General features: G+C 63.5%; 20 protein-coding genes. 9 read left to right on the top strand and 11 right to left on the bottom strand.

The window, feature by feature from the left end:
- Nucleotides 1-613 precede the first annotated feature (613 nt).
- From AC1C2O_RS09540 to AC1C2O_RS09530, 3 genes are all read left to right on the top strand, one after another.
- Entirely contained in the window at nt 614-961 is a 348-nt protein-coding gene (locus AC1C2O_RS09540; RefSeq protein ID WP_495430196.1) for a cupin domain-containing protein, read from the top strand.
- A 72-nt stretch (nt 962-1,033) separates the two neighbouring features.
- Nucleotides 1,034-1,726, top strand: a complete 693-nt coding sequence (locus AC1C2O_RS09535; protein ID WP_495430195.1) for a DUF4982 domain-containing protein — start codon at nt 1,034-1,036, stop codon at nt 1,724-1,726.
- 12 nt (nt 1,727-1,738) lie between these two features.
- Nucleotides 1,739-1,909 (top strand): hypothetical protein, encoded by a 171-nt coding sequence (locus AC1C2O_RS09530; protein ID WP_495431714.1) that lies wholly within the window; start codon nt 1,739-1,741, stop codon nt 1,907-1,909.
- Nucleotides 1,910-2,456: 547 nt separating this feature from the next.
- On the opposite strand, the gene AC1C2O_RS09525 is transcribed toward AC1C2O_RS09530, so the two are convergent.
- Nucleotides 2,457-3,395 (bottom strand): EamA family transporter, encoded by a 939-nt coding sequence (locus AC1C2O_RS09525; protein ID WP_495430194.1) that lies wholly within the window; start codon nt 3,393-3,395, stop codon nt 2,457-2,459.
- A gap of 69 nt (nt 3,396-3,464) precedes the next feature.
- Between AC1C2O_RS09525 and AC1C2O_RS09520 the strand changes: the two genes are divergently transcribed.
- Nucleotides 3,465-4,331, top strand: coding sequence for a LysR family transcriptional regulator (locus AC1C2O_RS09520; RefSeq protein ID WP_495430193.1), 867 nt, complete (start codon nt 3,465-3,467; stop codon nt 4,329-4,331).
- Between the two features lie 48 nt (nt 4,332-4,379).
- On the opposite strand, the gene AC1C2O_RS09515 is transcribed toward AC1C2O_RS09520, so the two are convergent.
- Nucleotides 4,380-4,949: a TetR/AcrR family transcriptional regulator gene (locus tag AC1C2O_RS09515; RefSeq protein WP_495430192.1), complete on the bottom strand. Its 570-nt coding sequence runs from the start codon at nt 4,947-4,949 to the stop codon at nt 4,380-4,382.
- 145 nt (nt 4,950-5,094) lie between these two features.
- Between AC1C2O_RS09515 and AC1C2O_RS09510 the strand changes: the two genes are divergently transcribed.
- Together AC1C2O_RS09510 and AC1C2O_RS09505 are read left to right on the top strand one after the other, a co-directional pair.
- Nucleotides 5,095-6,270 carry an epoxide hydrolase family protein gene (locus AC1C2O_RS09510; protein ID WP_495430191.1) on the top strand — a complete coding sequence of 392 codons (1,176 nt, stop codon included), beginning with the start codon at nt 5,095-5,097 and terminating at the stop codon, nt 6,268-6,270.
- 25 nt (nt 6,271-6,295) lie between these two features.
- Nucleotides 6,296-7,108 carry an arginase family protein gene (locus AC1C2O_RS09505; protein ID WP_495430190.1) on the top strand — a complete coding sequence of 271 codons (813 nt, stop codon included), beginning with the start codon at nt 6,296-6,298 and terminating at the stop codon, nt 7,106-7,108.
- Between the two features lie 20 nt (nt 7,109-7,128).
- On the opposite strand, the gene AC1C2O_RS09500 is transcribed toward AC1C2O_RS09505, so the two are convergent.
- The 6 genes from AC1C2O_RS09500 to AC1C2O_RS09475 form a co-directional block, all read right to left on the bottom strand.
- Entirely contained in the window at nt 7,129-8,736 is a 1,608-nt protein-coding gene (locus AC1C2O_RS09500; RefSeq protein ID WP_495430189.1) for an MFS transporter, read from the bottom strand.
- Entirely contained in the window at nt 8,733-9,452 is a 720-nt protein-coding gene (locus AC1C2O_RS09495; RefSeq protein WP_495430188.1) for an ion channel, read from the bottom strand. Before AC1C2O_RS09495 ends, AC1C2O_RS09500 begins: the two co-directional genes overlap by 4 nt.
- On the bottom strand, nt 9,449-10,888 hold the full coding sequence (locus AC1C2O_RS09490; protein ID WP_495430187.1) for a DUF2252 domain-containing protein: 1,440 nt from the start codon (nt 10,886-10,888) through the stop codon (nt 9,449-9,451). The genes AC1C2O_RS09495 and AC1C2O_RS09490 overlap by 4 nt, the downstream gene beginning before the upstream one ends.
- A 3-nt stretch (nt 10,889-10,891) precedes the next feature.
- Nucleotides 10,892-12,283, bottom strand: coding sequence for a hypothetical protein (locus AC1C2O_RS09485; protein ID WP_495430186.1), 1,392 nt, complete (start codon nt 12,281-12,283; stop codon nt 10,892-10,894).
- A gap of 2 nt (nt 12,284-12,285) precedes the next feature.
- Entirely contained in the window at nt 12,286-13,410 is a 1,125-nt protein-coding gene (locus tag AC1C2O_RS09480; RefSeq protein WP_495430185.1) for an AI-2E family transporter, read from the bottom strand.
- Between the two features lie 75 nt (nt 13,411-13,485).
- Entirely contained in the window at nt 13,486-16,056 is a 2,571-nt protein-coding gene (locus AC1C2O_RS09475) for a winged helix-turn-helix domain-containing protein (RefSeq protein WP_495430184.1), read from the bottom strand.
- Nucleotides 16,057-16,197: 141 nt separating this feature from the next.
- On the opposite strand from AC1C2O_RS09475, the gene AC1C2O_RS09470 reads away from it, so the two are divergent.
- Nucleotides 16,198-16,455: a DUF8691 family protein gene (locus AC1C2O_RS09470; protein WP_495430183.1), complete on the top strand. Its 258-nt coding sequence runs from the start codon at nt 16,198-16,200 to the stop codon at nt 16,453-16,455.
- A gap of 43 nt (nt 16,456-16,498) precedes the next feature.
- Nucleotides 16,499-16,876 (top strand): PLDc N-terminal domain-containing protein, encoded by a 378-nt coding sequence (locus AC1C2O_RS09465; RefSeq protein ID WP_495430182.1) that lies wholly within the window; start codon nt 16,499-16,501, stop codon nt 16,874-16,876.
- Between the two features lie 19 nt (nt 16,877-16,895).
- On the opposite strand, the gene AC1C2O_RS09460 is transcribed toward AC1C2O_RS09465, so the two are convergent.
- Nucleotides 16,896-17,978, bottom strand: a complete 1,083-nt coding sequence (locus tag AC1C2O_RS09460) for a DUF998 domain-containing protein (protein ID WP_495430181.1) — start codon at nt 17,976-17,978, stop codon at nt 16,896-16,898.
- A complete protein-coding gene (locus AC1C2O_RS09455) occupies nt 17,975-18,412 on the bottom strand; it encodes a DUF7144 family membrane protein (protein ID WP_495430180.1) in 438 nt (145 codons plus the stop codon). Before AC1C2O_RS09455 ends, AC1C2O_RS09460 begins: the two co-directional genes overlap by 4 nt.
- Nucleotides 18,413-18,572: 160 nt before the next feature.
- Between AC1C2O_RS09455 and AC1C2O_RS09450 the strand changes: the two genes are divergently transcribed.
- Nucleotides 18,573-19,667, top strand: a complete 1,095-nt coding sequence (locus AC1C2O_RS09450) for an ATP-binding protein (protein WP_495430179.1) — start codon at nt 18,573-18,575, stop codon at nt 19,665-19,667.
- A 23-nt stretch (nt 19,668-19,690) separates the two neighbouring features.
- On the opposite strand, the gene AC1C2O_RS09445 is transcribed toward AC1C2O_RS09450, so the two are convergent.
- Complete coding sequence (locus tag AC1C2O_RS09445; RefSeq protein WP_495430178.1) at nt 19,691-20,563, bottom strand: MBL fold metallo-hydrolase; 873 nt, start codon at nt 20,561-20,563, stop codon at nt 19,691-19,693.
- Nucleotides 20,564-20,652 lie beyond the last annotated feature (89 nt).

Raw genomic sequence — 20,652 nt, 5'->3', positions numbered from 1 at the left:
GGATCCTGGACCACCGTTATCAGCCAAGCGATCCGTTGTACACAGTCGCGTGTGTTCACGAACTTGATGCGACGCGTGTGGAGGTTGTATGGGTGCGGGAGGCGCCTCTGGCGAAAGAGCATTCGACGGCATTCGAGGTGCTGGACGAGGTTCGGCGGTTATATGAGGTGAATCGCTCAACCCGCCCTATTCCGATCCCACACTTGCCGCCCCGCGGGGCCAAAAGCTGAAGCTACATGAGCCCGCCGGTGGTGCGTCCCCAGCAACGGCCCCCGACGTTGTGCACCATCGGCGGCCGCCTCTGGACTTCGCAAATGTTGCGGCGTATTCTTCCGCATAGAGCGGCGTTTTGGGGGCGCTGGGGAGTTGCTCACCCGCCGTTCGTGGGCTTCCGTTGCTCTGAGGTTCAAGGAAGAGATCGTGCAGCGGGAGCCCTATCTCACTGAATATGTGACCGGATTTTGCTACACGCCACGGTCTCGCACCGATCGCCCGTTGGCCCTCATTCGTTCAGCACAGCGCGGGCAACCACGGGCACATGCTGTGCTTCTCTGGCCTCTCCAGCACAGATTCCATCGAGCCTAAATTCAGACGTGAGAGTACGCTTACCGGCATGGTCAACGAAGACCCGGTGAGGTCCAACCCAGAGCACTACCGCACAATTTTCGAGAATGAACATGTCCGTGTGCTGGACTATTCAGACCTGCCTGGTGAGAGCACCACCCCTCACGTGCATCCGAACAGCGTGATGATTACGCTCACCAGCTTCCAGCGGCGGCTCAGCACCGCGGCCGGAGATCGCGACGTCGAACTCAGTGCTAACCAGGCAGTGTGGCTTCCGGCGCAACGTCACGCCGGCGAGAACACCGGGGCGACACCCACCCACACGATCCTTGTCGAACTTAAAGGCATCAGTGCTGGCGCCGTTGATGCGAGTGCGATTGGCCCCACCGCAACCTGAGCGGAGGAACCGGGCGGGAGTTGTCCGCGGCCAACGTGCTCGGTGGTTGCGTTGCGTGCGGTTTCGGAGGTCTTGTCGGATGCAGCTGATCAGCAGGGCCAGGGTGAGGATCCAGAGCAGTGCTTGTGCGGTGACTTCATTTGGACCGGCTGGGACTATCTCGGTGAATCCGGTATTGGCACCTGGTCGTACGGCCAGGAAGCAGGCGGCCTCAACAAGCCTTACCCGGCGTTGCTCGCAGGATCGGGTGCGTTCGACATCACCGGGCAGCCCGGAGCGCCCGTATATCTGGCGCAGGCGGCGTGGGGCCGGCTGGCTGCGCCGGCGATCGCCGTCCATCCGTTGGATCGTGCCGGACAGCGTACGAACAAGACACCATGGCGGACGTCCGACACGATTCCCAGCTGGGCGTGGGGCGGGTGCGCAGGCCGGGCGGAGATCGAGGCGTACTCAGATGACGACGAGGTCGAACTGCGCCTCAACGGGCGATCACTCGGTCGACGTCGCGTAGGCCGCCGCGTGGGATTCATCACACGATTCACCGCCGAATACGAGCCAGGCGAACTGGTCGCCATCGGCTACCGCAACGGCGCCGAGACTGGTCGCTCGCAGCTGCGGTCGGTCAGCGAGAATCGGTTGACGTTGCGTGTCGAGGAGCCTGAGCGGGCAGACGACGAGATCGCGTTCATATGGCTCGAACTCGCCGACGATTCGGGAACCGTTGACAGCGCAGCGCGGGACAAAATCTCAGTGCGAATCGACTGACCTGCGGAGCTCATCGCCTTCGGCAGCGCTGCGCCCGCGACGGAGGAGAGCTTTGTGGACGACACACACTCGACCTACCAGGGACGCACGTTCGCAGTCATCCGCAGCACGAGCGAAGGCGGCGTGGTCACAGCCACGGCGGAGAGTGAACGCCACGGGGTAGCGATGGCGGAAGTTGGCTGAATGCGTACTGACGCGCTCCCGGAAGGAGCGGGTCAATACCGCTGCACTCAGAGTGACCATCAGATTGAGAGCGCGACGACCGCAACTCCAAGGGAAGCGATCGCTACCGTGAGAGCCCCACGTCATCCATCGTGTGAAACGCTCTGAGCGTTCAGCATCTGCCCGAGCGGCGCCCCGTCAACTCGACTTGCGCAGCCGACAGCTTCAGCTGCTCCCGACTGAGCTTGATCATGTCCTTCACGGCATTAGCGGTCGCCATGGCAGAGTCGGCGGATTTCTGAAGCGAACGTTCGTTTCTGCGGTCTTGCGACTTTTCGGAGATGGACCGTTGATCTGGCACATGTCGAGCATGGCAGATCGACCGCATGCCGATTGGCCGCGAACTCTCGTTTCGCCGTGATCCGGCACCTCGGTTGGGCTGGAAGCGTACGTGGACCCGGGGATGTCTTCAACGTAACGTCGTGCGAGTTTCACGGCCGTCGTGTGAGCCCAGATCATACGGACCAGAGCACCGACTCACCGGTTCGTCCGTCTCGGTGGCTTGACGTCATCCTCGTCTCCTGCCTTTCGCAGCAGTCCTTGGCGTGCCCAACCCTCGACCGGAGACGACAACGTTGCTGACCACGATCAGCCCGATTCCGATCCATTCGTTGACGCCGAGCGTCTGGTGCAGGATCAGCATCCCGGCGAAGGCGGCCCAGACAGGGTTGATGCTGGTGAAGGTGGCGAACATGGACACCGGAATCCTGCGCAACGCTTGTAGATCTGCGACGTAGGGTGCCACGGAAGACAAAACTCCGCACGCAGTTGCAAGCAGCAGAGCAGCGACCGTCGGCGGGTGCGTGATGAACCAGGCCGCGGCGATGGGCAGCCAGAGAGCCGTGGTAATAGCGCTGGCAAGAGCTGTACCCTGCAATCCGGGCAGTCGTTGACCGATGCTGCGGTTGAGCAGTATGTAGCATCCCCAAGCCGCGGCGGCGATGAGAGCAAGTGCGATGCCCATGACGTCAGTCGTGGGGCCGGGGTTGGTAACTACGACGACACCGACTCCGGCGAGGGTGGCGCATCCGATGTCTACGGCCCGTCGCGAGCTGGCGACCGCCACGGCGAGCGGCCCCAAGAACTCCAATGTGACCGCGAGCCCCAATCCGATCCGCTCGATTGCTGCGTATAGGGCGAGGTTCATCACGCTGAACACCACCGTGAGACCGATGATCGAGTGCCACTGTGCCCGGCAGAGGCTCCGAAATCGCGGCCGCACCAGCGGAACTAGAACGAGGGCAGTGACGAACTGGCGGATTGCGACTACGCCGACCGGACCGATGATGGGGAACGCGAGGGCGCCCAGGGCTGCGCCGGTCTGATTGGACGCTGAGCTGGCGAGCATCATGGCGATGCCGGCGGCCCGCTGACCAGGTGTCGCCGTCGCAGCAGAGAGCGCGGCACGAGTTTCTGCCGGCACGGATGTACCCCCTGTTGTCGTCATGTGACCCACGCTAGGAGCGACGTCCCCAACCGCCTAGTGCATATATTGCTTGTGCCATACGCTCAGGTTATGGATTGGACCTTGCGCGAGCTCAGAGTGTTCGTCGCCGCTGAGGAGACGGGTTCCTTCACGGACGCAGCCGGGGACCTACACATCTCGCAGGCGGCGGTCTCCCGCACGATTGCCTCGCTGGAACGCAGCGTCGGTGTGCAGCTTCTGCGACGAGTGCCCCGAGGCTGTGAGTTGACGAGCGCCGGTCAGCAGGTCCTGGTGCACGCGCGTCGCGTACTTGCTGAGGCGGACAGGTTCGACCAGTTCGTTCGGACGCGCCATGCCCGGCTGCGGCTCGGTTATGCCTGGGCGGCGCTCGGGCACCGCACGACATCGTTCCAACGCCGATGGCGCACCGAGCACGAAGCAGTCGAGCTGGAACTGGTACGTCACAACTCGCCGACCGCGGGCTTGGCTGAGGGCATCTGCGATGTGGCGATCAGTCGTCGTCCTGTCGACGAACGCCGGTTCGAATCCGTGGTGGTCGGTCTCGAACGGCGGGTCGTCGCCTTCGCATCCGACGACCCGGAGTGGAAGCGACGACGACAGCTGAGCATGGCCGAGATCGCCGAGCGCACCATCGTGATCGATCCGCGGGTCGGGACGACGAGTGAAGACCTCTGGCGTGGCTCCGAGCGAGCGCCTCGATTCATCGAGTCCACAGATGTCGATGGGTGGCTCGATATCATCGCGACGGGCCGCGGAGTCGGCACCACGGCCGAAGCGACGGCGCATCATCACCCGCGGCCCGGAGTCAGTTATCGCCCTATCAAGGACGGCCCCCGCATCCCGGTGAGGCTCGCCTGGTGGCGAGACGCGCGGCCCGCCGGACTCGCCGACCTCGTCGACACCGTGACTCGGCTCTACGCACAAGAAGTCACGTAGGTGTGGAGCGCCCTGAAGCATCCCCGCCGAGCCCGTAGCCGCTGCGCGTCACGGCCGGTCGCCCACGAGGGCCTTTGCGCGCGGTTCGGGAACTCCCAGGATGAGCAGGCTCGTAATGGTTGCCGCGTGGGCGCCGGGGCTCTCATGTGAAAGATCGCTGTCCGCGATGGAGAACACGGCGGCATAGGCAACCTGGCTGAGGATTCCCGCGGGCAGGTGTTGTCCGAATACTTGGCTGTCCTGGCCTCGTTGCACGAGGCCAGCAAGGGTCTTGTCGAATGGGCCGAGTAGGGCGTGGATCTCCTCGCCGTACTCGCCTCGCCGGAGCGCCAACAGCACTCGGTATCGGTGCACCAGGGGCCACAGGCGGGCGATGAAATCGACCCACGCCGCGTCGGCTGCTCCGTCGGAGTCTTCGACCTCGGTGAGTACGGTTGTCATCTCGTTCACTGCGTGTTGCGTGAGAGTCCGCACGAGGTCGGAGCGAGTGGGGAAGTGGCCGTAAACGGTGCGGCGGACCACGCCGGCAGCAGAGGCGATGTCTCCCATGCCGGCGTCCGGATTCTGTCCCAACACCTCGAGGGCGACGTCGAGGATTCGGTTCCGTGTGTCGTTCACGGAGCGCGCCCTGGCGGATTCGTTCTGCACAATCCAATCATTGCACAACAGTGTGCAATGAAGTAGATTTGCACATCACTGGGATTGCACACCATTGTGCAATAGATCCTCATGCTGCGAACTAAACGCTCAGGAGAACAAGGCCATGACCACATCGACACCCTCACTCTCGCCCCTCGTCCGCCCATTCACCGTCGCGATCCCAGACTCCGAGATCGACGACCTCAAGGTGCGACTGGCCAGAACTCGTTGGCCGAATCCGGAAACTGTGCCGGACTGGTCACAAGGCGTCCGCTTGGATCATGCAAAATCGCTTGTCGCCTACTGGCAGCGAGAGTACGACTGGCGTCGATTCGAGTCGGAGCTCAATGGCTTCCCACAGTTCTTGACCGAGATCGATGGGCTGGATATTCACTTCATTCATGTCAAGTCCAAGAACCCGAATGCAATGCCTCTCATCCTGACGCACGGATGGCCCGGTTCGATCGTCGAATTCCTGAAGCTGATTGGCCCGCTGACTGATCCGGTGGCGTTCGGCGGAAACGTTGAAGATTCATTTGACGTCGTCGTCCCGTCTCTGCCCGGATTTGGATTCTCCCAAAAGCCGACCGAGACGGGGTGGAACGTCACACGTGTCGCAACCGCGTGGACGGAACTCATGAAGCGTCTTGGCTACGAGAAGTGGGCTGCTCAGGGCGGTGACTGGGGATCGGTCGTAACCTCCGCCCTCGGGGCTATGCAGCCAGAGGGTCTGCTCGGCATCCACTTGAACAGCCCATACGCCTTCCCCGCACAGATCCCCGACACGCTCTCGCCCGAAGAGCAGAGGGCCGTGGATACCCTCTCCCTCTACAGCGGCGACATGGGGGGAGCAAACCACCTTCAAGGCACGAAACCAGAGACCATCGGAATCGCGCTGGCGGACTCCCCTGCTGGCCAGGCGGCCTGGATTTACGACAAGTTCCAATCCAAGACCGACAATCACGGGCTGGCCGAGGACGCCCTCACCACCGATGAAATCCTGGACGCGGTATCTCTCTATTGGTTCACAAACAGTGCCGCGTCGTCTGCCCGCATCTACTGGGAGAACAAAGGAGGCAGCATGGCTGGCCCCAAACTGGCGCTGCCGGTCGCGGTGACGGTGTTCCCCCGTGACATCCCGCTTCTGCCACGAAGCTGGATCGAAGACACCTACTCCAATCTGATCCACTATGGCGAAGCCGATAAGGGTGGGCACTTCGCGGCATTCGAGCAGCCCGAGATCATGATCAGCGAAATCCGCACCGGACTAAGGAGCCTCCGCGCCCAAAGAGTACTTTGATAGGTAGCTGGCGGATGGGAGAAGTATGACAAAGCACACGGTGATCGTTTCGCAGGGGCGCGTTGCGGACAGGACAGACGGAGCGCTCGTGGGAGCTCGTCTGACAGGCGATGCTCTGGCCTCGCTCCTTCGTGTCGATCCTGTTCACATTGGATCACCAACGCCAGCGCGCGATGACGACTGGACCGAAAGTCTCCCGGCCGCGAACACAGTCCTGACTGAACTTCGATCGGCGCTCGGACGAGCTCTTGACGTCGGATCGGTTCCTATTCTTGCCACGAACACTTGCGCGGCAAGCCTCGCAACATTGCCGGAGGTCGCAGAGCGTTTTCCGGATGCAGTGGTCCTGTGGATCGACGCGCACGGAGACTTCAACACCCCAGATACGACTGGCTCTGGCTACCTCGGCGGCATGGCCTTGTCCGGGGCCTGTGGGCTCTGGGACAGCGGCCACGGCGCGGGGCTGGCCCCCACTCAGGTTGCCCTCATCGGAGCCCGGGACATCGACGAAGCAGAACGAGAACTCTTGACCGCAGCCGGAGTGCGTATCTTTTCTCCGTCAGAGAGCACGCCTGCGGCCGTGAGCGAATTTGTCGCGGGTAGGCCCATTTGGATCCACGTCGACTGGGACGTGCTCGAGCCCGGCTACATTCCCGCGGCGTACAAGATCCCCGACGGCCTACGTCCTCACCAAATCTCAGCTATCTTCGCCGCACTGCCGACCGAGAGCATCCGCGGGGTGGAGCTAGCCGAGTTCGAAGCAGGCGAACTCAACGTACCTGAGCACCTCAGCGTGGAGCTCATCCTCGAAACCTTCCAACACCTCATCCGCCCATAGTTCACACCGCAAGGCGCTCGTCAACCAACGCTCGTTCGACGCCGAATCGCGATTTCCGTCGGAATTCCTCGTGAAAAGAGCATCGAGAGAAGACTGATCACGATCAGCCCGACAAACGCCACGCGCAGGGAGGACAGCTGGGACTCGCGGTAAATATCAGCGAGTTCGTCAGCGTCTTCTTCGGTGAGACCCGCCTGTTCGGCGAGCGCTGCCACGTCTGCTGCTGGCACGATCGTGACGCCGCCATCGGTGGCTGCAGCCACAGCGACGCGTGTGTCATCCGGAAGGTCGCTGACGGCGACTCCGGAGGCGAACGACGTGGACAGAGCACCGATCAGAATCGATCCGATCAGGGCAGTGCCGAGTGAAGAGCCGAGGTTCTGGAAGACGCCCTGCAGCCCACCGACCTCGCTGGTGTCCTTCTCGGTCACGCTCGACATGTTCACGTTGCCGAGCTGCGAGGCGAGCAGACCCAGCGCGCTCCCGGCCAGGAACATGCCGGTGGCGAACAGACCGCCGCGCAGATCGCTGGTGGCGGCGCCGAGAAGAAGTACCGCGCTGAGCACCAAGATCAGCTGCCCGACCCGCACGATGCGCCGAGGCGACCACATCCCCGAAAGCCGCGTGCCGACGATCGAGAAGAGGATCAAGGAGACCGAGAGCGGGAAGATCTTGATTCCCGTCTCCAGCGCGTCCAGCCCCAGCGTCATCTGCAGATAGACCGGCACCATGAAGAAGAGCCCGGCGGTCACCGCGTACTGGGCCCCGAGTACTGAAAGACCGCTGCGCAGCGGGGCGATCGTGAACAGCGCTGTCTGCAACAGCGGCGCTCGCCCGTTGCGGACGAGCCGGCGTTGCCATCCGATGAACAGTGAGATCAGCACGGCACCGAGCGCGATGCACCAGGCGGTGAGAGAGACGCCGAGAGGGGCCAGGGGGATCCCGGCGACTTCGGGCGTGTGCAGTGGGATGATCCATCCCCAGGTTTTGCTCTGGAGCATGCCGAACACGATCAGCACGAGGCCGGCGGATGACATCAGAACGCTGCCGATATCGATCCGCATTTTCTGGCGTGGTGTGGCGTCCGTGACGATGCGAGCGAAGAAGACGACACCGACCATGATCACCACCTCGGCGACGAAGACGTATCGCCAATTGAAGTAGGTTGTCACGGCCCCGCCGATCAGTGGCCCCGCAGCGACCGCCGCGCCCGAAACGGCGCCGATGATCGCGAAGGCGGTAACTCGATCGTGACCGTGGTAATTGTCGGCAACGAGGGCTGCGATTGCCGGGATCACCAGTACGGCTCCTAGCCCTTCGATCACCGACCAGCCGAGAAAGAGGAAACCCACCGACGGGCTTAAAGCTGTGATCAGCGAACCGATCGCATAGATGCATGAGCCGATCACGAAAGCTCGGCGACGCCCCCAGACGTCGCCGAGCTTCGCCCCCAAAAGCATGAAAGCCGCCATGGTGAGGGTGTAGAACGTGATCGCCGCCTGCATCGCGGCCACCGTCGTATCCAGGTCGTTCACGACGGTCGAGATCGACACGTTCATGACCGTCCCGTCGAGCACCATGACAAACTGTGCCGCACCGAGGACGAGGATGACGTTCCATTTCTTCACGGCGTCTCCTTCACGATGTCGTTCGCTGCCGCATCCGGCGTGATACCGACGGATCCGGGGCCACGAGATCCGCGCATGATCCGCGCCACGGCCGTGATCAGGAACAGCTGCCCGGTGATGGCCTCGGCGACTGCGATCCCCTGAACCGCGGCGGTGACGGGCACGATGTTGCCGTAGCCGGTGGTTGTGAGCGTGGTGAAGGAGAAGAAGAGCTGGCTGGATAGCGAATCGACGCTCTGATCCCCGAATGTCGGTGTGACCGTGAGCAGCGAGATCAGGTTGTAGAGGAGAGCGAAGAACATCCCCACCAACACATACGCCGCGGTCGCGGCAAGCAGAGCCTCGATGTCCAGGCCCCGCCGCATGACCTGGTGGCGGATGATGGCGACTGGCGCGACAAAGAACGCGATCATCGAGGCTGCAGACAGCACGATGTCGAGTACCGCGCCGCGCGTACCTATGACCGCGACGATGATGACCGCGACGCCCGCAAACGACAGCACAAACCATGCGATGCGCTGCACACCCACGTGCGCCTCAGTAACCCGCAGGACCGCGGCGACCGTGGCGAGCTGTACAACGAACGCGGAGGGGCTCGGATCGCTCGTGGTCTGTGCTGCGCACAGCGCGTAAGTGAGGATGAGCAGGGCGATGATGAGCCAGTATCCGGTGCGCCATCCGGACGCTGAGCTCGCGACGTGCGTTGGGAGAGTCATCTGTGGTTCTCGCCCAGCGGAAGTCGTCCTGAGCTCAACGCCGCGGAGAACTCCAAGAAGTCGCGGTCGTTTTGATCGGCGTAGGTGTCGGCGAACCCAACGATCGCTTCATCGAACGCGCCGCTCCGACCGAGGTATCCCGCGATCTCCACCCGGTCGCCGGATCGAGCGTGCGCCCGCGCGAGCGTTTCTCCGCAGATCCGTGCGTAGAGCGCGGCTCCTCGAGCGCTCATGGCATCGGGGTCGATGCTCCCTTTTCCATCCTGCAATTGGCGCACGTAGAAGTCTCGTGGTTCTCCGTCGATTCCGGTGACGCGTTGCCATCCGAGGAAGATGTCACTGGAGGCCTGCATGAGTCGCTGCCCACGAACGACGCGTTCGCCGTGGTTGTCGAACTCGCTCGGGCCGAGGAATCGTTCCAGAACCGAGGCCCCGGCCTCCTTCGCCTGCAGCAGGAGCGGATCACCATCGTCACGACCGCTGAGCAGAATCACCCATGCACGCGTCCCCACGCTTCCCACCCCGACGACCTTGCGCGCCATGTGGCGGTAGCGGTATTCGGCGATCGGATGCTGTGTACCGACGAGCGTTGTCCGGTAGGACTCCAGCACCCTTTGCATGACGCTCACCTCGTCGGAAGCGTCGCCGCCCACGTTGAGATCCTCGACAGGGGTGATCAGAGGCGGGTCGGCGACGATGCGCAGCCGGCCGTCGACGACGCGCACCAGTTTCGCGAACGCCTTCTGATGGTCGCGCTTCTGCGCTTTCTTGATCGCGGAGTCCAGGCGCTGAACCTCGATATCGCTTGCCCGCCGCTCGCGCTGCTCCTCCCGGATCCATCGTCGAGCGCGCTCGGCATCGAGCCGGTCATACCAGGCGCCAAGCACGGTGTTCTTCGCCGCCGCTCTCATCATCGAGCGGTAGCCGCTCACCGCGGCCCTGACACTCGCCTGCGTCTCGACGGCGCTGAAACCACGCTGCCGACCCGCCACGGCAAAGCTTGCGGCAAGGCGCTTCACATCCCATTCGAATGGCCCTGGCAGCGTTTCATCGAAATCGTTCATGTCGAACGTGAGGTGCCGCTCTGGTGTGCTGAAGAGTCCGAAATTCGACAGGTGCGCGTCGCCGCAGAGCTGCACGGTGATCCCGCTGTGCGGGGAAGATGCGAGATCGGATGCCATGAGAAGCGCCGCACCGCGATAGAAAGCGAACGGCGATGCCGACATTCGCGCGTATCTCACCGGCACGAGCTCCCGCACACGTGAGCGTGCCTGCTCCTCCAGCAGGGAAATCGGGTCGGGCCGATCCGCTGCAGGCATCCAGTGACCCAGTCGAGATCGCGGCATGCGCACACGCGCGGCGCGACCGGCAGCACGGCGAGCCTCGAACGGCTGTACTTCCTCCCTCTCACGATTCATAGCCGGCATTTCGCTCATGGACTAGACCCGTGACAGCTCTTCGCGGTCTGGGGACTCGTCCTCCACCGGGGCCGTCGGCGGACGCTCGATGACCTCCAGCACGAGCGCCACCAGCAGCGCCAGCGCAAGGGTCCACAAGGTGAGCGCGGGAGTGAGCGGACGCACGAGCAACACGATCGCGGCGCTCACTACAGCGAGAGCGACGCGCAGAAGTACCCGCTGCGAATACAGCCACCCGCCGACGCGACCCGTGCTGAGGCCGCGCCGCTCCAGTGCAGTGCGAAGCCGGCCCGCGCCGGCGCGGACGGCCCCGCGCAGTCGGCGTGGAATATCGAACGGCCCGGTGAACCACGCCACGGCTGCGGTGGCGAGCGCGAGGACGAGAACGGCGACGGAGGTGTCCCGCATCGCACCGACGACCTGCTCGTAGATCACCCCGCCAGCATCCGCGGGTATCGCGCCGGAGCGCAGCGCCGCGTCGAAGAACACCCTCCCGATCGCAATGCTCGCGATCAGGATGATCATCGTTGCAGCCAGAGAGAACGATGCGGTGATCAGGGCGACGGAACGCCGCCTGGCCGCGACGACCCCGGCAGCGAGCAGCAGCAGCGTAATCCACGGCAGCCAGAGACCGGCAGCCAGCACCAGTCCGTAGGCGAGCTGAACGGTTGCGAGCGAGTCCGTCTGTGCCACGACGATCGTCCGGTCAACGGTCGGAATCGCCGCCGCAAATCCGACGCCCTGTTCGACGAGGACGACCTTCACTGCATCGATGATCGGCGCCAGCTGGATTCCGATCGTGCCGTCCTGTCCAAAATCTACGGCCGTATCCGGGTCGTTCTGGAGCGCGCCCACCAACTGCGAGTGGCTCACGCGAAGCGCCGATGCCCACACGTTTGCGAACGCCTCGGATTCGACGAACCGCTCGATCATTGTGCCCACCAACGACTGCAGACCCTGTGTCGCCGGACCCTTCAGCAGCTCCAGGGCGCGCGTCGCCGCAGGACCCGTTCCCAGGTCAATGACACCGTCAATGACATCGGCGGTAAGCGTGGGAATGTCGACCTGCTGCTCGATCACGCTCACTACCTGCGTGGTGACGAGCGCCTGCACGGCCGGGTCATTCGCTAAGGGCGCGTAGCTGGTGACGAATCGATCTGTGTCTGTGAGCTGCACATTCGCCCACGCGGCCACCACGGCAACGGGCGCGATCAGTGCGCCGATCACGATCAGCACAGTGGCGAGCAAGGTGCGACCCCACGCGCGCTTTCGAACCGGGCGACTGCCGGATGCGATCGTCGGAGGCAGGCCATCCCCTGCGGCCGCCGCGCGCAACGCCGTGTTCTCCGCCTCGAGTTGCGTCAGCCGTTGCTGAAGCTCGTCGACTGCCGATCGCGCCATGTTCTCTTTCATTCTCAGATCTTCGCATCCTGTCGGGGAATGTGGACCTGCTTGATGATCAGGAGGATCGCCGCTGTGACCGGGATCGACACCAGAGCGCCGAGGAGCCCGAGCAGGGTTCCGCCGATCAGCGCTCCGATGATGACGAGAGAACCCGGTATTGCGATCGCCTTGTTCATGATCCGAGGCGTCAGCAGGTATGCCTCGAACTGCATGTAGATCAGATAAAGCAGAGCGAAGATGAGGGCGAGTACGGGGTCGGTGAAGAGCGCGACGAGCGACGCGATAACCCAATAGGTTGCCGGTCCGATGAGGGGAATCAGCGTGATCAGGAAGGCTGCCAGGCCCATGAAGGCGGGGAACGGCAGCCCGAGAACGAAATGCAGAAGGGTTGAGAAGGCGGCATTGCACGCCGCGAGGACCACCATGCCGATGAGGTATCCGCCCACCGAATCGGTGATTCGCTCGGTCAGCGATGTGAGCGTCGCCCGGTCGCGTGCAGGAGCGAGCGTGTAGAAGGCATCCTTGATCGAGGTCAGGGATGCGAGGAAATAGAGCGTGAGGACGACCACGATGATCACGCCCGAGATCGCGCTGCCGACGCCGAAGCCGACCGCTAGCACCCCGCCGCCGACGGCGAGCAGATTTCCCGGGTCAGCGAGGAACAGCTTGAGCTGATCGAGTGCGGTGCCCACAACGTCGCCGACCTGTGCCTCGAACGAGCGATACCAATCTGAAGCCTGGAAATCTGTGATGGACGCGGGTATGGAGCGAGCGAACTCAGCAACCTGCAGCAGCGCGGGAGGCAAGACAAATGTGATGATGACCGCGAGGATGACGACGAACGCGGTGAAGACGAACACGATCCCTCGACCACGAGAGAGGCCATTGCCTTCGAGTCGCCGGACGACCGGATCGAGCCCAAGGGCGATGAAGATCGCCAGAGCGATGTATATCAGGATCGTGGTGACAGAGCTCAGCGCCAGTCCCAGAACGAACGCGCCGAGGCCACCGAGGACGAACACGAAGCCGAAGACGAATGGATGAGTGACCGTGATCTGGATTGATCGTGAACGCTGCGAACGTCCAGCGCGGCGAAGTGGCGCCGGACTCTCTTCGGACATGCGTGAATCGCTCACCGTGTCACTCTGGGGCGCACGGCGCGCGACCGCGTCACCCTTTCAGGGCGATTTGCCTGCAGGACGATCGCGCGCTCAGAGAAGTCCGAGCTCTTGGGCACGGGCAACGGCCGAATTGCGATTGGGCACCGCGAGCTTCCGGTAGATGTGCGCCATGTGTGTCTTGATCGTGTTGGGCGACACATAGCATCGCGCGGCCAGCTCCGTGTTGGTCATCCGGGTCGGCAGATACGCGAGGATTTCCAATTCACGGTCGGTGAGTTGCTCCGCCAACTGCGGGGATGTGGCCCGGGGGCGGCGGAGGGCACGCGCCCGCTCGGACACGCGTGCACGGAAGCGTGCCGGAGCGCCGGGAAGGTCCGATGCCAGCCGGAGTACTTCGGGGCCCGCGCGCACGAAGACGGCGACAAGGTCGTGACGGGATGCGAGTTCCATCGCCAATCGCATGGTGTCTCCGGCCGCACCTGGACCGTTCTCGCTCGATGCGAGCCAGGCGCGCAGTACGAGCTGTTCGACCGTCGCGCGCGGCATCAGCTCGGACTGCTCTGCCGCCGCGGCATCCAGATGGGCACGCGCGAGATCTGGGTGATGATTCGCCAGCGCGGCGGCGGCGGATTCGAAGGCGAGCGGGGACCAACTCCCGGACGGGGCTGATCGGAAAGTACTCGAGGGGGTGCCCTCGAGACGAAGCATACGGGCATCTTCCGCCTGCAGCGCTGCCGCGACGATCGGCGGCGGATTCGTCGAGAGGTGCTCGTCCGGTGGGGCATCATCCCGATCGATCAGGACCCGCTGGAGATGGGCGATCCACATGAGCTGCGTGCGGCGGTTGGCGTCGGCCCGGAGACTGCCCTCATGCAGATTCAGCGCGGCGCTTTCCGGCTCACCACGCTCGATGGCCACGAACGCCGCTGCCAGATAGGCGTCCGCCGGAGACGGATGCGAGAGAAGCTGTGTCTCCGCGGCGAGGCTGAGGGCTTCGTCAGCCAGGGCAGAAGCGGCAGGCAGTCGGCCGCACCATGCCTCCAGCAGGGCGAGGGAACCGAGCAGATGGATGCGGTACGGGCTGTACTGCGCACCAGGGGAGGCGAGCGCTTCGTCGAACCAATTGCGGGCCGGCGCGAAGTCGCCTGCAAAAAGATGCGCGCGACCTCCCGAAGTCAGTGACGTGGTGAGGAGAAGACTCGGATGCGTCAGCCCCAGCAGCACTGGCGGGCGAAGGTGCGGGTGGTCACGGATGATATCGACGGCCAAGCCTGCCTCGTGCAGCGCGACGGCGGGTTCGGACCGGAACTGCACGCGGGCGGCGAGATAGGTATGCACGATCGCCGATTGATGCGGCGTCAGGGTCGATCGGGCAGCTTGCTGACGGAGCATGTCTTCGCTCCGGGCCGCATCGCCGTTCAGCATCAGCAGCATGCCGTGCAGGATTTCGACATCCGGACGTGCCGCGCGAACTTCGGTCGGCACCGCATCGAGCCACCTGCTCATCGACGCGGTGGTGCTTCGCTCGAAGACCTCTCGTCCCCGCCCTGCGATGAGCTCGAGCGCGCGATCCCAGGCATGCGCCTCGAGGAAGTACTCGATCGCCGAGGTCGCGTCCTCCTGGCCCAGATGCCACTCGGCCGCGGCGATGAGGATTGCTGTTGCCTCGGCGCGGCTCTGCGCTTTCAGTCGGTAGCGTAGAAGTTCGCGGAAGAGCGGATGGAATCGGAACCATTCCCGGTCGCTGTCGAGCGCGACGAGGAACATCGACTCGCGCTCCAAGTCCTCAAACAGTGACGTTGCATCGTCGACATCCATGATCGCTTCGACGAGGTCAACGGACATCCGATCGAGGGCAGACAGGCGCAACAACAGCGCTCGCCGCGGAGGAGACTGCTGACCGAGGGCCTGTTCGCTCAGATACTCCGAGATCAGGCGGTCTGTTCCCCGTAGTTGTCGCGCGAAGCGCTCAGGGTCGGACTGACTGCGCAGACCGAGTCCGGTCAGTAGCACTCCGGCCGCCCACCCCTCCGTCCTCTCCATCACGGCGGCGAGTGTGCCCTGACTGACTTGAGTGCCGACAATCCGTTCCAGCAAAGTGGCGGTGGTGCCCTCGTCGAAGGCGAGGTCAGCCTGGCGCAGCTCCAGAAGCGAGTGACGCAATCGGTGCTGTCCCAGGGGCAGACCGAAGTCGACGCGCGAGGAGAACACCATGCGAGTTTTCTCGGGCAGGTGATCGGCGAGCCACCACAGATCCGCGAGTAGGGGTGAGTCCGACAGCAGATGCAGGTCGTCGACGATGAATACGATGCCGGGGTTCTCCCTGAAGACCGTAATCAGTGCTTCGAGCACGTGCTCGCCGAGCGCCCGGTCGCTGAGAGCGTGCGGCCTGCCGAGGTCGGGTGCATCCCGAGTATTGGCACGCACTCCGCTGAGCAAATGATCGATGAAGTGGCGTGGATCTCTGTCGGCGGACTCTATGCCCATCCAGATGACATCGAAGTCTGGGTGTGATGCCACCCATTGCGACAGCAGTACTGTTTTGCCAGAACCGGCCGGGGCGACGATGACGCTGAGGGGCGCGGACAGAGCCTCATCGAGTCGGCGGCACAACTGCGGACGATCGACGGCATGATCCGGGGTGGGAGGTATGGCGGTCATCGCATTCTCACCGTCAGTATCGCAGTGCGCGACGAGATCATCCATACGGGATGAGGACGAAACTGCACGAGGCGGCCGATCATGAGACGACGACGCTCACGCACCATCTCGACGTGTGAGCTTTTAGGGAGGCATGCCGTCATGACCCAGGTCTTCGAAGTGCTCGTCCGCGGAAGGATGAGCACGGAACTTGCGCAGGCGTTGGATGGGTTCACCGTCGAGGCGCGGCCGGGGGGGTTGACGAGCATCGTTGGCGCCGTTGATGACCAACCGCGTCTGCTCGGTTTACTCGGTGCCTTCGACGACCTCCACATCGAGGTGGTCTCCGTGAATCCGGTTCCCTCGGTGCCGCGAGAGTCACCCGGGCAGGGTGACGCGACCGCATCGACGCCTGGCTAGCTTCAGATCTGGCATTGAATTCTCCCGATCGAAGGAGTCGCGCATGAACATCTGGAATCTTATGGGCTGGTTCTTCTGGTCCTTCGTCTTCATCTCCTACCTGATGGTGGTCTTCACGATCATCGGGGACATCTTCCGTGACAGCGCGTTGAACGGATGGATGAAAGCGGTGTGGATCATCTTCTTGGTGTTCCTACCGTTCCTCACTTCGCTCGTCTACCTGATCGCCCGTGGGGCGGGCATGGCAGAGCGTCGAGGCGAACAGCTGAATGCGATGCGAGCCACTCAAGAGGCCTATATCCGAGAGGCGGCGCGTTCGTCTTCGCCCGCGGACGACATCACGAAGGGGCAAGCGCTCCTCGACGCCGGCGTGATCACGTCGGCCGAGTTCGATCTGCTGAAGGCGAAGGCGCTCGCCTAACACGAGACCTTGCGAGCGATCACCTCATTGGGGAGTCCCGGAGATCGCTCGCAGGGATCCGGAGTTGCGGAGGAACAGCGTTGCGAAGGAACAGCAGCAACCAACTGAAGATGATCAGGAACGCGATGAGTTCGACCGCGGTCAGGTTGTAATAGCCAGTGGTGAATAGGACCGCGAGCACCACAATGCAGGCGACGAATACGTACCCCAGCGTGAGGAAAACATGCGGGGTCGCCGGGACGTTGCGCCGGAGCCCGATCACCATCGCGACGAACAGGACAGCCATTCCCATCGCTGAGAGGTTGTGGAGTGTGGCGAATCGGTCGACGGGGAAGAGACCGACTCCGCACAGCAGAATCCCCATCGCGCTCAGTTCAAGACGAACGATTCGGCGCCCTCGCGCTGCGCGGGCACTCGCTGCGGGAATCGCGGCTGTGGCGAAGTGAGCGACCGCCGTCACCAGGAGTCCCGCGATGATCACCGTGACATTGAAGGTCAGCGCCGAGATGTCATCGGTGACACCGAGGCTACTGAGATGCAGCTTCCACCATTGGTCATCCGACGCACTGAGCATGCTCGCGAGAATTCCCACGATGAGAAACACCATCAGCACCAACGACAGCAGGGTCGGGGTCATGTTCGCGGCCGAGAGCGTGACGACATACGCCGTGCACGCGATCGCCACGCCGGCGAGCACCGCCCCCGCCACCGGAAACACCTCGGCCCCGACGAAGCAGCGCTCCACGATGTCGGCCATTCCTACCCATCCCAGCAGCGCGATGACGCCGTGCGCGATCGCGACGCTCGCCGCGTCGAACCAGCGCATCCTCACCGGCACACCGTCTCCTTGCGGCCGAGAGTCGGCGAGCGAACGAGTCCCGAGAAAAACGAGTACCGCAGCTATCGCCGAACCGATCGCGATGAACTGACCGATCGACCCCGGGCCCGAGATCGCCAACGTGTGGCCCCAGAAGACCAAGAGCGCGATTCCGGTTGCGATGATCAGCGCGGCCGCGCCGACGAGCAGCGCCGCAGACTCGCGCGATTGCGTATTGGAGAGCGGATGCCGCAGCACCTGCTCGAGCGGCATCCGCTCGCTCATATGAGGCTCCCGCGCCCTCGCACCGTGCGGCGTTGGGCCAGCTCGTGGCCGTGCACGGTGAGTGCGTAGATGATGAGAACGTCCATCGCGATGACGATGACCGACCACCAAGGCTGTACCGGAAGGACGAGCAGCTGACCGGCCGCACTGATGACCGCGAGGACCACGGCGACGACACGGGCCCAGACCGCACCGCTGAACAACATGAGGGCAGTGACGGTGAGAAGTGCGCCCACGACGATGTTCCACCAGCCCCATCCGACGAGATCGAAGACGAAGAGGGAGCCGTCGATAACGACGTAGGAGGCCTGTGGGCCGATCAATATCACGAGGCCCTGCAACAGGGTGAAGATTCCACTCACCAGGATGATGACGCCGGCGAAGGCTGCCCATCCAGTCCAGGCGGATTTTTCGGATGCGGACATGATTGCCATCTCTCCGCCGGCGTACCGGCACGATGCGCGCAGGGTTGATCCCATGCGCTCTCGCCGCCGATTCTCGCGCCGACGCTGAGGTTGCGCGTCACCCGCGAAGTGTGATGATCGCACACCCTCATTCGGGGCATGCTAGAAGCACACGCGAGAGAGAGCACCGATGACCCTTCTCAACATCGGCACAAAGATCACCGATCCAGTGACACCTGCTGCGCTTGACGCTAGTCGGTTCAACCGGCACACATTCTGGTGCGGTCAGAGCGGCAGCGGGAAAACCTACGCGCTCGGTGTCGTGCTTGAGCAGTTGCTTCTGCACACAGAGTTGCCGATGGTCGTCCTCGATCCGAATGCAGACTTCGTGCGGTTAAACCAGGTCAGAGCGGAGGTGCCGATAGAGGACGCCGCTCAGATCTCGCAGAGCGACATTCGAGTGTTCAGATCCGGGGAATCGGAGGGCGAGCGGCTGCACGCCCGATATCTTGACCTGTCTCCGGCGGCGCAGGCGGCGGTTCTGCAGATGGACCCGATCGCAGACGCCGAGGAGTACAACGTCCTACTGCATTGGGCCAAGGATGCCTCGGCTGCGACGGAGTTCGATGCCGCGAAGATGCTCGCGGACTTCCGTACTTCGGGTGATTCTGCGCGCATCCGGCTCGCGAACCGGATGGAGAACCTACAGGTTCTGGAGTGGAACCTGTGGTCCAGAGGTGCGGGATCCGTCATCGACGTGATCGAGGAGCGGCCGAGGGCGACGGTTCTGGATCTTGGCGGCTTCGATCACCCGGCGGAGCCCAAGGTTGCGGCCCTCGCAGTGCTTGAGCAACTTTGGGCGCGGCGGGAGAGTCGTCGGCCCATCCTGATTGTGATCGACGAGGCGCACAACCTCTGCTCGCCGGAGCCACGCACCGCAGTCGAGCGGGCACTCACCGAGCAGCTTGTGCAGATCGCGGCAGAAGGGCGGAAGTTCGGACTCTGGCTTCTGCTGTCGACCCAGCGACCGACGAAGATCCATCCGAACGTGCTTTCGCAGTGCGACAACCTCGGTCTTATGCGCGTCAACGCGCCGCGTGACATCGCCGAGCTCGCCGAGGTGTTCGGCTTCGTCCCAGAAGAGGACATCCGTCAGGCGCAGAGTTTCACACAGGGACAGGCGCTCTTCGCCGGTGGATTCATCTCGGACCCGACGTTCGTCCAGATGGGAGAGCGCCTCACTCAGGAAGCAGGCGGCGATGTCCGAGTGCCGCTGCGCACCTGACGCGCGGCACGGGGCTCCGCATCTCAGGGGCGTTTTCTTTCTGCGTAGAGCGCGAGAGCGCTGCCCCAGAGCGAGCTCTGGTTGGCGTGCTCGGGGTATCGATCGGTCATGCTGTTGAAGAACTCGACCGGTGTCGCGTGCGTGTCGAGAAGCTCGTCCACGTCGTCGAGATAGCGGCGCGTCTCGTTGATGGCACGTGCGGCACCACGGTCGAGGTGCGCGCGCACGTGACCGGTCGAGACCAGGCGTGGGCGGAGCGCCGCCACGGTATCGAGAGCACGGCGCCAGGCATCGCGACCACCGTTCTTGGACTCGACGAGGTATAGATGCACGCCGTTGTAGACGACGTCGCCGGTGACCGCGAGACTGAGGCTCGGCACGTGCAGCACTGTTGTGCCATCGGTATCAGAGTGGCCCACCTCGATCACGTGCAGCTTGTGCCCCTCGAGCGGGATGAACCCGTCCGTCACGGGCGTGACGGTCACGGGCGTTGTGGGGATCTGCCCGGGGAGGATGCGGTCCCAGAAACTCTCACGCATCCCCGCATTGGCGGCCAGTTGTTCGATCGTGCTGGGGGCTGCGACCACGATCGCGTCCGGGAAGCGTTCGGCGAGCACGCCGGCCGCAAACCAGCGGTCACCGTGAGCATGGGTGATGAAGATGTGGGTCAGATGTCTGGCGCTGGCCTTGACCCAATCACCGACGGCTGCCGCCTGCGTGCTCGTCAGCGGCGGATCGACGAGAACGGCATCGTGGCTGCCGTAGATCAGTGTGGTCGCGAGAGGTGCCCAGGTCCGAGCGCCTCCGTTCGGGAGCAGGTCGGTCAGGGCAAGCTCGAGCGTCTCGGACACGAACACGTCATGGCTCAGGTCGGAGGCGACAGTGTTGTCAGTCATGGTTCTCTCTTTGATCACATAACGTTGGTGAATCCAACGTTGGGGTTCCCAATGTATACCATGATGTTGGGATGGCCAACAGTCTGCGA

It is taken from the genome of Microbacterium sp. Y355 (assembly GCF_059445345.1).
Note: the sequence above shows the minus strand (reverse complement) of the source record. Positions and strands in the feature narration are given on the sequence as shown.